This window comes from Pseudomonas sp. EGD-AK9, assembly GCF_000465935.2.
Taxonomy (GTDB): Bacteria; Pseudomonadota; Gammaproteobacteria; order Pseudomonadales; family Pseudomonadaceae; genus Aquipseudomonas.
In genome coordinates this window covers 1-14,705 of the sequence record NZ_AVOF01000807.1, presented here as the reverse complement: position 1 = coordinate 14,705, position 14,705 = coordinate 1, and the positions used below count along the sequence as shown (strand labels likewise).

Here is a 14,705-nt window from a genome sequence, read left to right as displayed (position 1 = left end):
GGCTTCCTTCTGTTCCTCGGCGCGGCGCAGGCGCTCCTGGCGCTGCTCGAAGCGCTGCTTGGAGTGCTCGGCCTTGAGCTGCTTCTGCTCCAGCTCGCGGATTTCCGCCTTGGCCGCGCGGTAGTACTGTACCAGCGGGATGCTCGACGGGCAGACATAGGCGCAGGCGCCGCACTCGATGCAGTCGAACAGGTTGTGTGCCTTGAGCTGCTCATGCTCCTGGCCCAGGGCGAAGAAATGCAGCTGCTGCGGCAGCAGGCTGGCCGGGCAGGCTTCGGCGCATTCGCCGCAGCGGATGCAGGGCAGCGCCGGCGGCGGTGGCGGCAGCTCGGCGGCGGTACTGGCCAGCAGGCAGTTGGCGGTCTTGATCAGCGGCACTTCGAGGCTGGGCAGGGTGAAGCCCATCATCGGTCCGCCCATGATCAGGCGATTGAGCTTGCTCCGGTCGAGCCCGGCAAATTCCAGCAGCTCGCCGACTGGCGTACCGAGCAGTGCCTCGACGTTGCCCGGGCGCGCCAGGGCCTCGCCGGTGAGGGTGGTGATGCGCGAGATCAGCGGCTTGCCGTGCACCACGGCCTCGTGCACGGCCACGCAGGTGCCGACGTTCTGGCAGAGTATGCCAATATCGGCCGGCAGGCCGCCCGATGGCACCTCGACACCGGTGAGGATCTGGATCAGCTGCTTCTCGCCGCCGGAGGGGTACTTGGTGGGGAACACCCGCACCTGGTAGCTGCGCTCGCTGCAGGCGCCGCCCACCGCGGCGATGGCCTCGGGCTTGTTGTCCTCGATGCCGATCAGCACCTGCTCGGGCTGGATCAGCTGCACCAGGATATCGATGCCGGAAACCAGCTCAGCGGCGCGCTCGCGCATCAGCAAGTCGTCGGCGGTGATATAGGGCTCGCACTCGGTGCCGTTGATGATCAGCGTGTGGATCTTCTGCGTCGGCCGCGCGGTGAGCTTCACCGCGGTGGGGAAGCCCGCGCCGCCCAGGCCACTGATGCCGGCGTCGCGGATCAGCGCCAGCAGTTCGGCGGAGTCCATATGCCGGTAGTCGGGATGCGGGGTCAGTTCGATCCACTCGTCCAGGCCGTCGCTGTCGATCACGATGGCCGGCGCCAGCATGCCGGAGACATGCGGGTAGGGCTGCGGGCCGATAAAGCTGACCGTGCCGGAGGTCGGCGCATGCAGCGGCGCGCTGACGAAACCGGTGGCCTCGGCGATCTTCTGCCCCTTGCGCACCCGCTCGCCGACCACCACGCAAGGCTCGGCGACGGCGCCGATATGCTGGCCCAGCGGCAAGGTCAGGCGGGCCGGCAACGGCGCCTGCTGGATCGGGGTGCGGTTGGACAGTTCCTTGCGCTCGGCCGGATGGATGCCGCCGGGGATATCCCAGATACGCTCTTGCGCGCTCATGCCGCCTGCTCCCGGTCACTGGCGATCAACTGGCCGGGCGCCAGCGGCTTGTCCCATTTCCAGCTCTGTACGCTGCCGCCCACTTCGAGCATGTCGATGCAGTCCACCGGGCAGGGCTCCACGCACAGGTCGCAGCCGGTGCATTCGCTGACGATCACCGTGTGCATCTGCCGCGCCGCACCGACTATGGCGTCCACCGGGCAGGCCTGGATGCACTTGGTGCAGCCGATGCACTCGGCCTCGCGGATATAGGCGACCATCTGCGGCTTCTCGCCTTCCACTGCGTCCAGCGGCTCGGGCTCGACGTCGAGCAGATCGGCCAAGGCGGCGATGGTCGCCTCGCCGCCGGGCGGGCACTTGTTGATCTTGTCGCCGCCGGCGATCGCCTCGGCGTAGGGCTTGCAGCCAGGGTAGCCGCACTGGCCGCACTGGGTCTGCGGCAGCAGGGCGTTGATCTGCTCGGCGATGGGGTCGCCCTCGACCTTGAAGCGCACCGCGGCGAAACCGAGGATGGCGCCGGCCAGCAGGCACAGGCCGAGTAGGGCGAGGACGGCGACGAGAACCAGGTTCATAGCTTGATCAACCCGGTAAAGCCCATGAACGCCAACGACATCAGGCCCGCGGTGATCATGCCGATGGCCGCGCCCTGGAACGACTTGGGCACGTCGGCGATGGCGATGCGCTCGCGCATGGCGGCGAACAGCACCAGCACCAGGGAGAAGCCCAGGCCGGCGGCGAAGCCGTTGGCGGTGGCGCTGACGAAGGTGAACTCGGCCTTGTTGGCGTTGAGCAGGGCCACGCCGAGAACGATGCAGTTGGTGGTGATCAGCGGCAGGAAGATGCCCAGCACGCGGTACAGCAGCGGGCTGGTCTTGTTCACCACCATCTCGGTGAACTGCACGGTCACCGCGATCACCAGGATGAAGCTGATGGTGCGCAGGAACTCCAGGTCCAGCGGCCTGAGCACGTACTGCTGCACCAGGTAGCTGCACATGGCGGCCAGGGTCAGCACGAAGGTGGTGGCCAGGGACAGGCCGATGGCCGTCTCGATCTTCTTCGACACGCCCATGAAGGGGCACAGGCCGAGGAACTGCACCAGCACGAAGTTATTGACCAGGATGGCGCTGACCATGATCAGGACGAGTTCGGTCATCGGGTTGCCGTTGTGCTCGAAAAGGCCATAGAAAAAGGGCGCTTATTATCGGGAAGCGCGCAGAAGCAAACAAGCCGGCATTGGCCGGCTTGTTCGACGCCTATAAGCCTAGCTGGCGCTTACTTGACGCGCTGGCCCGGTTTGGCGCCGCTGTCCGGGCTGAGCAGGTATATTTCCTCGCCGCCGGGACCGGCGGCCAGCACCATGCCTTCGGACACGCCGAACTTCATCTTGCGCGGCGCCAGGTTGGCCACGTACAGGGTCAGGCGGCCTTCCAGCTTGCTCGGGTCCGGGTAGGCGGACTTGATCCCGGAGAACACGTTGCGCTTGGCGTCGCCGATATCCAGTGACAGCCGCAGCAGCTTGTCGGCGCCCTCGACGAACTCGCACTTCTCGATCAGGGCGATACGCAGGTCGACGGCGGCGAAGGCGTCGAAGGCGATCTCGGCGGCCAGCGGGTCCTTGGTCAGCTCGCCGTTACCGGCAGGCTTGGCGCTTTCTGCGGCGAGGTCTTCCTTGGAGGCTTCGATCATGGCGTCTATCTTCGCGGGTTCGATACGGGTCAGCAGCGGGTTGAACGGGTTGAGCTGGTGGTTGGCCAGCGGCAGCGCCAGGTCGGCCCAGGTTTGCGGGGCGACATTGAGGAAGGCTTCGGCGTCGGCGGCCAGTTTCGGCAGCACGGGTTTCAACATGATCACCAGCTGGCGGAACAGGTTGACGCCCAGGGCGCAGATTTCCTGCACTTCGGCCTGCTTGCCTTCCACCTTGTTCAGCGCCCAGGGCGCCTTGTCGGCGATCCAGGCGTTGGCGCGGTCGGCCAGGGCCATGATCTCGCGCATGGCGCGGGAGAAGTCGCGCGCCTCGTAGGCCTCGGCGATGCTCGGTGCGGCGGCCTGGAAGGCGGCCCACAGCTCGGGCTCGGGATTGGCGGCGACCAGCACCCCATTGTTGCCCTTGTGGATAAAGCCCGCGCAGCGGCTGGCGATATTGACCACCTTGCCGACCAGGTCGGAGTTGACCTTCTGCACGAAGTCCTCGAGGTTCAGGTCGAGGTCATCGACACCGCGGCCCAGCTTGCTGGCGTAGTAGTAGCGCAGGTATTCCGGGTTCAGGTGATCGAGATAAGTCCTGGCCTTGATAAAGGTACCGCGCGACTTGGACATCTTCTGCCCGTTCACCGTCAGGTAGCCGTGCACATTGACCGCGGTGGGCTTGCGGTAGCCGGCGCCTTCGAGCATGGCCGGCCAGAACAGGGCGTGGAAGTTGACGATGTCCTTGCCGATGAAGTGATACAGCTCGGCGGTCGAATCCTTGTTCCAGAAGGCGTCGAAGGAAAGCTCCGGGCGCTTGGAACACAGATTTTTGAAGCTGGCCATATAGCCGATCGGTGCGTCGAGCCAGACGTAGAAGTACTTGCCCGGCTCGTCGGGAATCTCGAAGCCGAAGTAGGGCGCATCGCGGCTGATGTCCCACTCCTGCAGGCCGCCGTCGAGCCATTCGGCGATCTTGTTGGCCACCGCCTCCTGCAGGCTGCCGCTGCGGGTCCACTGCTTGAGCATGGCCTCGAAGTCCGGCAGCTTGAAGAAGAAGTGCTTGGAGTCCTTGAGCACCGGCACCGCGCCGGAGATCGCCGAGCGCGGGTCCTTCAGCTCGGTGGGGGCGTAGGTGGCGCCGCATTTCTCGCAGTTGTCGCCGTACTGGTCCTCGGCCGCACACTTGGGGCAGGTGCCCTTGATGAAGCGGTCGGCGAGGAACATGCCCTTCTCGGGGTCGAAGTACTGGGTCACCGAGCGGGTGGCGATATGCCCGGCGTCGCGCAGCTTGAGGTAGATCGCCGCCGACAGCTCGCGGTTCTCCTGCGAGTGGGTCGAGTGGTAGTTGTCGAAGTCCACGCCGAAGTCGGCGAAATCGGCGGTGTGCTCGGCCTGCACATTGGCGATCAGCTGCTCGGGGGTGATGCCTTCCTTCTCGGCGCGCAGCATGATGGCCGAGCCGTGGGCATCGTCGGCGCACACGTAGATCGCCTGGTTGCCGCGCAGTTTCTGGAAGCGCACCCACATGTCGGTCTGCACGTACTCGAGCATATGGCCGAGGTGGATCGAGCCGTTGGCGTAGGGGAGGGCGCTGGTAACGAGAATCTTGCGGGCTTCGGTCATGGTGATCGGCTGCACTGGTAAAACGAGGGAAGTCGGCAACTATAAGGGAAGCGACAAGCTTCAAGCTACCTGCGCCACGGAAAAGCGCCGTGCTCCATCGCCCGATGGCGCTGCTGCTATGATGGGCGCCTGTTTCTGCCCTGCCTTGTTCTTGGAGTTCTTGCATGAGTGCCGTCACCCGCGAAGCGGTCGAAGCCTGTCTGCGTCGGTTCACCGACCCCCATCTGGACCAGGACCCGGTCAGCGCCGGCTGTCTGCGCGAGGTCGAGATCCAGGGTGGCCAGGTCAATGTGCGTCTGCAGCTGGGCTACGCCGCCGGGCTGTTCAAGAACGGCTGGGCGCAGATGCTGCAGATGGCGCTGGAGAGCCTCGATGGCGTCGACAGTGCACGGGTGCAGGTCGATTGCCTGATCGAGTCGCACCAGGGCCAGGCCCAGGTGCCGGCGCTGGCCGGGGTGAAGAACGTGATCGCCGTGGCATCGGGCAAGGGCGGGGTGGGCAAGTCCACCACCGCGGCCAACCTGGCCCTGGCCCTGGCCCGCGAAGGCGCGCGGGTGGGCATTCTCGACGCCGATATCTACGGGCCGAGCCAGGGCATCATGTTCGGCATCGCCGAAGGCACGCGGCCGCAGGTGCGCGAACAGAAGTGGTTCGTGCCGCTCGAGGCGCATGGCGTGCAGGTGATGTCCATGGCCTTTCTCACCGACGACAACACGCCGATGGTCTGGCGCGGGCCGATGGTCAGCGGCGCACTGCTGCAGCTGATCACCCAGACCGCCTGGAACGACCTGGATTACCTGGTGGTGGACATGCCGCCGGGCACCGGCGACATCCAGCTGACCCTGGCGCAGAAGGTGCCGGTGGCTGGCAGCGTGATAGTCACCACGCCGCAGGACCTGGCCCTGCTGGATGCGAAGAAGGGCGTGGAGATGTTCCGCAAGGTGCATATCCCGGTGCTGGGCGTGGTGGAGAACATGGCCGTGCACATCTGCTCCAACTGCGGCCATGCCGAGCACCTGTTCGGCGAGGGCGGCGGCGAGAAGCTGGCGGCGCAGTACGGTGTCGAGCTGCTGGCGTCCCTGCCGCTGTCGATGGCCATCCGCATGCAGGCCGACGACGGCAAGCCGACCACCATCGCCGATCCGGAAAGCCAGATCGCCATGATCTACCAGGACCTGGCGCGCAAGGTCGGCGCGCGCATCGCCCAGGCCGGCCAGCCGGCGATGCCGAGCATCGAGATCAGCGACGACTGAAAGCGGCCTTCTGATGACCCTCTCCCATTTATGGGAGAGGGTGCCCGAGGGGCGGGAGGGGGGCTGATCTGAATCGCCATGCCTCCTCTGGCATTCCTGCAGTCGTCTCCCATTGGCCGGTATTTCTTCTGGCCATAAAAAAGCCCCGCACTAGGCGGGGCTCTTTTCAAGCGGGTCAGCTCAGGTTAGACAACCTGAACTTCCTCAGCCTGCATGCCTTTCTGACCACGGGTGGCCACGAAAGTCACTTGCTGGCCTTCTTTCAGGCTCTTGAAACCATCGCTCTGGATGGCTTTGAAGTGTACGAACAGGTCGTCACCGGATTGCGGGGTGATGAAGCCGTAGCCTTTCTCATCGTTGAACCACTTAACGGTGCCAGTCTGACGATTGGACATGTGATGTCTCCTAACAAAAGTAATAACAGCCCTGGAAAAGCCCAGGCCGGGACTGAGTGCAACGAGTACTAGGAGTCGGACGATGTTTGGATCGAGATCTAGGCATCTAGTAGCGATTCGCGGTGACACATGCAGCACAGTGGGCACACCATACGTGTTTTTATCGTCGAGTGCGAATGCTGCGTGCGTCTTTCTTGCAAATAACTCGCGGCGGCCGGTCGTGACGCCGGTCGACAGCCTTTGAAGCGGGGCGCCGGGGTCGGTAAGATGCGCTCACTTTTTTCGCCACCGCCCATTCAGGACACCTCGCCATGAGCATCAAATCGGACAAGTGGATTCGCCGCATGGCTCTCGAGCACGGCATGATCGAGCCCTTCGTCGAGCGCCAGGTGCGCACCGAAGGCAACGAGCGGCTGATCTCCTACGGCGTGTCCAGCTACGGCTACGACGTGCGCTGCGCCGACGAATTCAAGGTGTTCACCAACATCAACTCGGCCACCGTCGACCCGAAGAACTTCGACGAGAAGAGCTTCGTCGACGTGAAGAGCGACGTCTGCATCATCCCGCCGAACTCCTTCGCCCTGGCCCGCACCGTGGAGTTCTTCCGCATCCCGCGCGACGTGCTGACCATCTGTCTGGGCAAGAGCACCTATGCGCGCTGCGGCATCATCGTCAACGTCACGCCGCTGGAGCCGGAGTGGGAAGGCCATGTGACCCTGGAGTTCTCCAACACCACCACCCTGCCGGCGAAGATCTACGCCAACGAGGGCGTGGCGCAGATGCTGTTCCTGCAGTCGGACGAGGCCTGCGAGGTGTCGTACAAGGATCGCGGCGGCAAGTACCAGGGCCAGCTGGGCGTGACCCTGCCCAAGGCCTGAATGGCCGCTGCATCCGAAAAAGCCGAGCCTCTGCTCGGCTTTTTCGTCTTTGCCCCGCTCGATAAGCGGCTGGCGACCAGCGGTTAGCCGTTTGCCAGCCGGCGCAGTGCCTCAGGGCTCCTGTGCGGTCTTGCGCTGCTGGGCGTAGTGCTTGAGCACGTCGCCGAGTGCGGCAGTCAGCACGGCCGTGGAGACGCCGAACATGAGGATGCCGTTGGCCGCCTCCAGTGCGCTCAGCAGCTGCCGCGGCGGGGAGAGCACCAGATCGCCGTAACCCAGGGTGGAAAAGGTCACGCCGGAGAAGTACAGGGCCTGGGCAAAGGTTTCGAATTCGCCGAGCACGACGTACAGCCCGGCCCAGATGCTCATCTGCAGGAAGTTGCCGAACAGCATGAACAGCATCACCAGGCTCAGGGTCAGGATGGTGCTGCCGAGCGATGGCCGGCTCAGGCCATGCCGATAGTCGATATAACGACGCAGGCTGAGGGCGACCATCACGGCCTGCAGCAGCAGGCACAGCATGGTCATGGGCAGGCCGATCAGCAGGTTCAGGAACATGGCTTTTCCTCAGGGGGGCATGGTGACGCGCCGGTCGATCAGGTAAACCGCCGCGCAGGCGTACAGGGTGACGAGGACGAACAGGCCCATGCGGATGGCGAAGGCGCTGTAGACATCCTTGCCGAGGGCGCTGTCCTGCACCGACTGGCCCAGCAGGATGATCAGGGTCATCGCGCTGTTCAGCCAGAAGCCGGGGCTCAGGCGGTTGGCCACCAACTGGTAGAGGCGCCGCGCCAGCAGCAGGATGAACAGCAGCATCAGCAGGAAGAACAGCCACAGGTGCGGCAGGATGCTCAGCAGTGCCCAGAAGGCTATGGCCAGCGCGCCGCCGAGCAGGGTCGAGCCGAGCAGTTCACGGCCGGCGTCGCGGGCGCTGGTGCCGCACACCTGCTGGCCGAGGCTGGCCGCTTTCATCACCAGCGGTATGTAGCTGGCGGGGTCGATCAGCGCCAGCAGCCAGGCCGGCAGCACCACCAGCATGGCGCGCAGGGCGATCCACTCGGAACGCGCCTGACCCATGGCCGCCGGCTTGGCCGCGGGCGGCAGTCCTGCGGGGTCGGGAAACAGCCAGTGGCCGATCGCCACGCACAGGGTGGTCAGCAGCACGGCCTTGATCAGCGCGATCACCACTTCCTGGCCGAGCGCCATGGAGCTGGTGCCGGCAGCGGTAATCAGGGTCAGGCCGATGACCTGCAAGGTCGACAGCAGGCCATTGCCGCCGCGCAGGGCGAAACGAAAGCTGAAAAACAGGCCGAGTGCCACCAGCAGCACGCCGCTGAACGGCGAGTGACGCAGCAGCGGGCTTAGCAGCAGGCCGCTGCCGCAGGTCAGGGCGGCCACCAGGGCCAGGCTCAGGCCGGCCCTGAGGGTCAGCGGCTGGTTGCTCATCGCCAGCAGGAGCAGCACCAGCACCGGCGTGAGAAACGGCAGCGGCAGGCCCAGGCCGAAGCCCAGCACGGTGCCACAGGCCACCCCGCAGGCCAGGCGCAGGGCGCGCTGCGGGCGTGGATCGGTCGGGCCGGCCATCAGTAGGCGAACGACAGCCAGCTCATCACGCGCAGAAAGGCGCGGCCGAGCAGGTTCAGCGGGTTGCCCTCGCTGGGGAAGGCCATCACCTCGGCCTGGCCGCCGACGCGCAGGCCCTGGTAGTCGCCCAGTTCGCCCTCGGCGAACTCGATGATCACCGGGAAGCGCTGTGCCGCGCGCAGCCAGTCGCGGCTGTTCTCCACCGTCGGCAGGCTGCCGGGCGGGGTGCTCTGGCCGACGCTGATGCCGTAACCGATGCTGCGCACACGGCCGCGATAGACATGCCCGGGGCGGGCGTCGAGGACGATGGCAACCGCCGTGCCGGGCTGCAGGTGGCCGAGGTTGTTCTCGCTCATCTCGGCGCTGATCCATAGGTCGTTGAGGCCGATCAGGGTCATCTGCGGGCTGCCGGCCGCCGCATACTGGCCGACTTCGCTGCGCAGGTCGGTGATCAGCCCGGCGGAGGCGGCGCGTACCTGGGTCTTGCTCAGATCCAGCTCGGCCTGCTCGAGAGCCGCGGCGGCGCTGCGCAGGCGGGCGTTGTCCGCACCGCTACCGCCCTCGCTTTCGCGGGCGCGCTGCACTTCGGCACGGGCCGCGGCCACCTGGCTGATGGCCTGCTGCAAATTGGCCCGGGAGATTTCCAGGCGGCGCAGGGAGATGGTCCCGGGGTCTTCGCGATACAGGCGTTCCAGGCGCTCGCGATCCTGCCTGGCTTCCAGCTCGCCGGCCTCGGCGGCGCGCTGCGAGGCCAGGGCCGAGTCGATGGCGGCGGTACTGGCGCCCACCTGGCCGCGCATGTTTTCCAACTCGGCGCGGGCCTTGGCCACGGCGATCTCGTAGGGCTGCGGGTTGAGTTCGAACAGCACCTGGCCGGCCTCGACCGTCTGGTTGTTGCCGACCAGCACCCGCTGGATGCGCCCGGCCACCTCCGGTGCCACCGCGACCACGTAGGCCTGCACCCGCGCCTGCTGGGTATAGGGGGTAAAGCGGTCGGCCAGCAGGTACCAGACCAGGGTCAGGCCGATCGCGGCGAGGGTGATCTGCACCCCGCGGCGGCTGGGATCTCGCTCCTTGCCCGCGGGTTTGGCGGCTGGCTGGTCGGTGGTTTCCGGGCTGTCGGTCATGGCGTGGCTGCCTGGGCGGACGGTGGTGATTGTTCGTCGAGCAGCTCGCCCCAGTCGGTACGCTGGCGCATCTGCTCGCGGGTGGCGTCGTCGAGCAACGGCTGGCTGCTGTGCCAGCCGCCGCCGAGGGCGCGATAGAGGTCGATCAGGTTGCTCAGTGCGGCGCTGCGCGCCACCAGGTAACCATCCTGCTGGACGAACAGGGCGCGCTGGGCGTCCAGCACCCGTTGGAAGTCGGAGTAGCCCTCGCGGTACTGGGCGCTGGCCAGGGTCAGCGAGCGCTGGGCCGAGAACGCGGCCTCGCGCAGGATGCGCTCGCGCTCCAGGGCTTTGCTCAGGCCGGTGGCGGCGTCGTCGGCTTCGCGCGCGGCCTGGCGCACGCGGTCGCGGTAGGCCTCGATTAGTTGCTGCAGTCGCGCATCCTGCACGCGCACGTTGTTGCGCAGGCGGCCGTGGTCGAACAGGTTCCAGGTCAGGCTGGGGCCGGCGCCGAGGCTCATCGTATCGGGGCTGCCGGCCTGGCTGCTGGCCGACCAACCGATGCTGCCGAGCAGGCTGAGCGAGGGGTACAGGTCGCTCTCGGCCACCCCGATCAGGGCGGACTGGGCGGCCACCTGGAGTTCGGCGGCGCGTACATCGGGGCGGCGCAGCAGCAGGTTGGCCGGCACGTCGTCGAGCAGGGCCTGGTCGACCAGCGGCACCAGGCCGGTCTGCGCGCTCAGCTCGGGCAGGCTACCCGGCGGCTGGCCGATCAGCACGGCGAGGGCGTTGCGCGTCTGCGCCGCCTGGGCCTCCAGCTCGGGCACGCTGCTCAGGGTGCCCAGGTACTGGGTCTTGGCCTGCTGCAGGTCGAGTTCGTCGCTGTTGCCGCTGTTGAACAGGCGTTCGGTGATCTCCAGGCTGCGCTTCTGCAGCCTGGCGTTGTCGCGCGCGATGCCCAGGCGCGCCTCGGCGGTGCGCAGGGCGAAGTAGGTCTGCGCCACCTGGGCACGCAGCAGCACCAGGGCGTCCTCGTAGTTGGCCCGGGCGGCGAAGTAGCTGGCATCGGCGGATTCGATGGCGCGGCTGTAGCGACCCCAGAAGTCCAGCTCCCAGCCGATGTCGAAGCCGGCGCCGTACTGCCAGGCACTGCTGTCCAGCTCGGTGTCGCCACCGTACTGGTTGCGGTCCAGGTAGAAGGCGTCGGCGCTGGCCTGCTGCAGTTGCGGGTAGCGCCCGCTGCGGGCGATGCCGAGCTGGGCGCGGGCCTCGAGGATGCGCAGGGCGGCGATGCGCAGGTTGGGGTTGTGGACGTCCGCTTCGGCGATCAGGCGCTCGAGCAGCGGGTCGTCGAACTGCGTCCACCATTGCCGGTTGTCCGGCTGCGGGTGCTGTTGGCTGGCCGCGTTCAGCGCCTGGCTGTCCCAGTGGTCGATCCAGGCCTGCCGCGGTGATTGGAAGTCCGGCCCCAGGCGCACGCAGCCAGCCAGGCTGGCTGCGGCCAGCAATGCCCAGGCGCGGCGCTGCTTAATCGCCATCCCGCGGGCCAGCCGCGCTGCTGGCGGGCGGGGTGTCGACCCATTGCCAGAACAGTTTGTAGCCCACCGCCAGCAGCACCGGGCCGATGAACAGGCCGATGATGCCGCCGCTGACCATGCCGCCCAGGGCGCCGACCAGCACCACCGGCATCGGCACGTCCACGCCGCGGCCGAGCAGCAGCGGCTTGAGCACGTTGTCGGCGAGGCCGGCGACGAACACGTAGATGGCGAAGACGATGCTGGCCAGGGTGGCGCCTTCGTTGAAGAAGACGAAGGCGATCACCGGCAGGGTAATCAGCGTGGCCGGCAGCTGCATGATCCCCAGCAGCAAGACGGCCAGGGCCAGCAGGCCGGCGCCGGGAACGCCCATGAAGATGAATCCGGCGCCGATCAGCAGCATCTGGATGAAGGCGATGCCGATCACGCCCTGGGCCACGGCGCGGATGGTGGCTGTGCACAGCTCGACCAGCTGATCGCTGCGACCCGGCTCGAATATCCGCGCCGAGATGCGGCGGGCGCTCTGATGACCGTTTTCGCCGTAGGCCATGATGATGCCGGCGATCATCAGCGCGGCGATGAAGACCAGCATGCCGACTCCCACTCCGGCAAGCTTGCCGAGCAGGCCCAGGGTCATGTCTTTGAGATGCGGGGCCAGGCGTTGCAGGACGCCGGTCAGGTCGGAGGCGAGCTGTGCCCAGAAGCCATGCAGTTGCTTGCCGATCAGTGGCCACTGGGCGACCGCATCCGGTGGTGGCGGGATATGCACGGCGCCCGACTTGACCGTGGCAATTGCCACCTGCACCGACTCGGTCAGCGAGGTGCCGAGCAGGTAGATGGGGATCAGCAGGACGGCGATCGCCAGGATCACGATCAAGGTGGCGGCACGGCTGTCGCTGCGGCCCAGGCGGGGCTTGAGCAGGTTGTGCAGCGGATAGAGGGTGACGGCGAGAATCAGCGCCCAGAACATCAGGCTAAGGAAGGGGCTGAACACCTCGAAGCAGGCCACTACCAGGGCGGCGATCATGCCAGCGCGGATCAGGGTGTCGAGCAGGGTACGGTTAAAGATCCGTTCTGGCGTGGCGTTCGGCGACATGCGGCGTACCCCTGCTGAAGTGGCTCGAGCCCGCGCGACTAGGGGCGGGCCGTTACTTCAAAACAGCGTAGCCTGCCGCGGGCATTCCAGCCCGCGGCGCAGTCACTCAGGGCACCAGCGGCAGCTCGCGTTTGTGGCGGGTGGCATCGAAGGTGCGCACGATGGTGGCATAGGCCGCCTCGCTGACCCTTTCGCCGTGCAGGAAGGCGTCGATCTCGGCGTAGCTGACGCCATGGGCTTCCTCGTCCGGCTTGCCCGGGCGCAGTTCTTCCAGGTCGGCGGTCGGGGTCTTCATCACCAGGTGCTGCGGTGCGCCCAGGTGCCTGGCGATGGCGCGTACCTGATGCTTCACCAGCCCGGACAGCGGCGCCAGGTCGCAGGCGCCGTCGCCGAACTTGGTGAAGAAACCCATCACCGCCTCGGCGGCGTGGTCGGTACCTATCACCAGGCCGTTGTTGGCGTTGGCGATGGCGAACTGGGCGACCATGCGGATGCGTGCCTTGATATTGCCGACCACGAAGTCGCGGCGCGCGTCGGTCAGTTTCTGCAGGTGGGTGACCTGTTCGCCCAGCCCCAGCACGCTGCTGGCGATATTGACGGTGTCCTCTTCATCGGCGCGGATGAATTTCAGCGAATCCTGGGCGTCGTGCTCGTCGTGCTGGGCGTTGTGCGGCAGGCGTACGGCGATAAAGCGGTACGCCGAATCGCCGGTTTCGGCGCGCAGCTCCTCCACCGACAACTGCGCCAGGCGCCCGGCGGTCAGCGAGTCGACGCCGCCGCTGATACCGAGCACCAGCACCTTCAGCCCCGAGTTGCGCAGGCACTGCTTGATAAAGGCCTTGCGCCGTTCGATCTCGGCGACCAGGGCGGCTTCGTCGGCAAAGGGCGGCACCACCTCCAGGGCGGCGGCGATTTCGGCTTGGCGGTTGCTCATCTCGGGCTCCTTGATGCGGGTCGGCGCTGCAAAGCGGGAAACGGAAAGCGCTAGAGCTTACGTCGATCCAGGGGAAAAGTGCAGGCCAGAGAGCGACGGGCGCGAGGAGCGGACAAAAAATGCCCGGGAGGCATTTTCAACGTCGCGCAGCGACGGCCCGTAGGGGGGGGCGCCAGGGATGGCAGGCCCTAAAAAAATAGGCGCCATAGGCGCCAGGAGCTTTCAAACGATGCACAGGTTCCGAACCCGGCGTCGGCGGTAAGTTCAATTCGATGATGTAAAAAGGCCATCTTTTGGCTGCGACTTTTGCGCAGGCAAAAGAAAAGGCGCCAGAGGCGCCTTAAACGATGATCTATGGAGTAAGTCGAATAGTCTGAGTGAGGCGCCGACGGAAAGGTTCAGCGCCACCCGACGAACGGTCGTCACCTGGCCGGCATCAGCAGCAGGCGCTGGTTGCCGTAGACCTTGTCCAGGTTCTCCGCCCGGAACGGGAAGCTCATATAGCCGCCCTTGAGCCAGGCCTCGATGCCGTCGGCATAGTGCGGGCTGGCCGGGTTGCCCGACTGGCCGGAGCTGTTGACGCCGTGCAGCGGCTCGGCGGCGGCGAAGTCGACTACGATGCGCATCGCCGGGATCAGCCAGGTGTCGAAGTCCTGGCCCCAGGCATAGGCCGAGACGTTGAGCGTGCTGTGGTCGCCGCCGGCCGGGTAGGGGCCGCGGTCCAGGTAGCTCTTGAGCGCATTGATGCTGGCACGCTGGCTGGCGCTCATATAGGGCGCTAGGCGGGTGGTCTCGGTGACCCATGCGTAGCTGTGCAGCTTGCCCCATTGCCAGGCGCTGCGCTCCTGGCCCAGGCGGCTTTCCAGCAGCTCGATGCTGGCGGCCAGGCTGCGAGCGAGGATGGCCGGCTTGTCTTCCTGCTGCGGCGTGCGCAGGTCGTTCCAGAACGGGCTGTCGGGGCGGCCGAGCAGGTGGTCGGCTTGCGCCGAGTAGGAGGTGTTGGCGGTCTGCACCAGCGCCTGCCAGGCCGGGCTGCTGTCCGGGCCGAGTTCGTCGAGGAAGGTCTGCCGCGCGCTTTCATGCAGGAAGGCGGCGTAGATCGCTGCATCGGCGGAGCTGGCGGCCAGCCTGCCGTCGAAGGCCAGCAGGCGTTGCAGGGCTTCCTCGGCGCGCGGGCGCTGGGCGGCCGGCAGGGCGGCGAT

14 protein-coding genes are annotated in these 14,705 nt (G+C 66.5%); 2 read left to right on the top strand and 12 right to left on the bottom strand.

Annotated elements, in window-relative coordinates; all coding sequences use genetic code 11:
* The 4 genes from rsxC to metG all read right to left on the bottom strand — a co-directional run.
* A partial coding sequence (rsxC, locus tag N878_RS24350) for an electron transport complex subunit RsxC (protein WP_021446091.1) occupies positions 1-1,413 on the bottom strand: 1,413 nt, incomplete at its 3' end.
* Positions 1,410-1,985 (bottom strand): electron transport complex subunit RsxB, encoded by a 576-nt coding sequence (gene rsxB / locus N878_RS24345; RefSeq protein WP_021446090.1) that lies wholly within the window; start codon positions 1,983-1,985, stop codon positions 1,410-1,412. The genes rsxB and rsxC, both read right to left, overlap by 4 nt.
* On the bottom strand, positions 1,982-2,566 hold the full coding sequence (rsxA, locus tag N878_RS24340; RefSeq protein WP_021446089.1) for an electron transport complex subunit RsxA: 585 nt from the start codon (positions 2,564-2,566) through the stop codon (positions 1,982-1,984). The genes rsxB and rsxA overlap by 4 nt, the downstream gene beginning before the upstream one ends.
* 119 nt (positions 2,567-2,685) lie before the next feature.
* The gene (gene metG, locus N878_RS24335) at positions 2,686-4,722 is read right to left on the bottom strand and encodes a methionine--tRNA ligase (protein ID WP_031304037.1); all 2,037 of its coding nucleotides are present in this window, start codon (positions 4,720-4,722) and stop codon (positions 2,686-2,688) included.
* Positions 4,723-4,886: 164 nt separating this feature from the next.
* On the opposite strand from metG, the gene apbC reads away from it, so the two are divergent.
* Positions 4,887-5,975, top strand: coding sequence for an iron-sulfur cluster carrier protein ApbC (gene apbC / locus N878_RS24330; protein ID WP_021446087.1), 1,089 nt, complete (start codon positions 4,887-4,889; stop codon positions 5,973-5,975).
* A 185-nt stretch (positions 5,976-6,160) separates the two neighbouring features.
* On the opposite strand, the gene N878_RS24325 is transcribed toward apbC, so the two are convergent.
* Positions 6,161-6,370, bottom strand: a complete 210-nt coding sequence (locus N878_RS24325; protein WP_004423761.1) for a cold-shock protein — start codon at positions 6,368-6,370, stop codon at positions 6,161-6,163.
* Between the two features lie 311 nt (positions 6,371-6,681).
* On the opposite strand from N878_RS24325, the gene dcd reads away from it, so the two are divergent.
* Entirely contained in the window at positions 6,682-7,248 is a 567-nt protein-coding gene (gene dcd, locus N878_RS24320; RefSeq protein ID WP_021446086.1) for a dCTP deaminase, read from the top strand.
* A 111-nt stretch (positions 7,249-7,359) separates the two neighbouring features.
* Here dcd and N878_RS24315 read toward each other — a convergent pair whose 3' ends face one another.
* The 7 genes from N878_RS24315 to N878_RS24285 form a co-directional block, all read right to left on the bottom strand.
* Positions 7,360-7,806: a potassium channel family protein gene (locus tag N878_RS24315; RefSeq protein ID WP_021446085.1), complete on the bottom strand. Its 447-nt coding sequence runs from the start codon at positions 7,804-7,806 to the stop codon at positions 7,360-7,362.
* A 9-nt stretch (positions 7,807-7,815) separates the two neighbouring features.
* On the bottom strand, positions 7,816-8,832 hold the full coding sequence (locus N878_RS24310) for a DUF2955 domain-containing protein (RefSeq protein WP_021446084.1): 1,017 nt from the start codon (positions 8,830-8,832) through the stop codon (positions 7,816-7,818).
* Entirely contained in the window at positions 8,832-9,959 is a 1,128-nt protein-coding gene (locus tag N878_RS24305) for an HlyD family secretion protein (RefSeq protein WP_021446083.1), read from the bottom strand. Before N878_RS24305 ends, N878_RS24310 begins: the two co-directional genes overlap by 1 nt.
* Positions 9,956-11,476: an efflux transporter outer membrane subunit gene (locus N878_RS24300; RefSeq protein ID WP_021446082.1), complete on the bottom strand. Its 1,521-nt coding sequence runs from the start codon at positions 11,474-11,476 to the stop codon at positions 9,956-9,958. The genes N878_RS24305 and N878_RS24300 overlap by 4 nt, the downstream gene beginning before the upstream one ends.
* A complete protein-coding gene (locus N878_RS24295) occupies positions 11,466-12,569 on the bottom strand; it encodes an AI-2E family transporter (protein ID WP_021446081.1) in 1,104 nt (367 codons plus the stop codon). Before N878_RS24295 ends, N878_RS24300 begins: the two co-directional genes overlap by 11 nt.
* A 106-nt stretch (positions 12,570-12,675) precedes the next feature.
* Positions 12,676-13,503: an ammonia-dependent NAD(+) synthetase gene (nadE, locus tag N878_RS24290; RefSeq protein WP_021446080.1), complete on the bottom strand. Its 828-nt coding sequence runs from the start codon at positions 13,501-13,503 to the stop codon at positions 12,676-12,678.
* A gap of 422 nt (positions 13,504-13,925) precedes the next feature.
* Positions 13,926-14,705, bottom strand: a 780-nt coding sequence (locus N878_RS24285; protein ID WP_021446079.1) for a penicillin acylase family protein, incomplete at its 5' end; no start/stop codon positions are given.

Bases quoted from the DNA above. Each gene is read 5' to 3' on its own strand.
- rsxB (WP_021446090.1), bottom strand. From the start codon at position 1,985: ATGAACCTGGTTCTCGTCGCCGTCCTCGCCCTACTCGGCCTGTGCCTG.
- rsxA (WP_021446089.1), bottom strand. From the start codon at position 2,566: ATGACCGAACTCGTCCTGATCATGGTCAGCGCCATCCTGGTCAATAAC.
- metG (WP_031304037.1), bottom strand. From the start codon at position 4,722: ATGACCGAAGCCCGCAAGATTCTCGTTACCAGCGCCCTCCCCTACGCC.
- apbC (WP_021446087.1), top strand. From the start codon at position 4,887: ATGAGTGCCGTCACCCGCGAAGCGGTCGAAGCCTGTCTGCGTCGGTTC.
- N878_RS24325 (WP_004423761.1), bottom strand. From the start codon at position 6,370: ATGTCCAATCGTCAGACTGGCACCGTTAAGTGGTTCAACGATGAGAAA.
- dcd (WP_021446086.1), top strand. From the start codon at position 6,682: ATGAGCATCAAATCGGACAAGTGGATTCGCCGCATGGCTCTCGAGCAC.
- N878_RS24315 (WP_021446085.1), bottom strand. From the start codon at position 7,806: ATGTTCCTGAACCTGCTGATCGGCCTGCCCATGACCATGCTGTGCCTG.
- N878_RS24310 (WP_021446084.1), bottom strand. From the start codon at position 8,832: ATGGCCGGCCCGACCGATCCACGCCCGCAGCGCGCCCTGCGCCTGGCC.
- N878_RS24305 (WP_021446083.1), bottom strand. From the start codon at position 9,959: ATGACCGACAGCCCGGAAACCACCGACCAGCCAGCCGCCAAACCCGCG.
- N878_RS24300 (WP_021446082.1), bottom strand. From the start codon at position 11,476: ATGGCGATTAAGCAGCGCCGCGCCTGGGCATTGCTGGCCGCAGCCAGC.
- N878_RS24295 (WP_021446081.1), bottom strand. From the start codon at position 12,569: ATGTCGCCGAACGCCACGCCAGAACGGATCTTTAACCGTACCCTGCTC.
- nadE (WP_021446080.1), bottom strand. From the start codon at position 13,503: ATGAGCAACCGCCAAGCCGAAATCGCCGCCGCCCTGGAGGTGGTGCCG.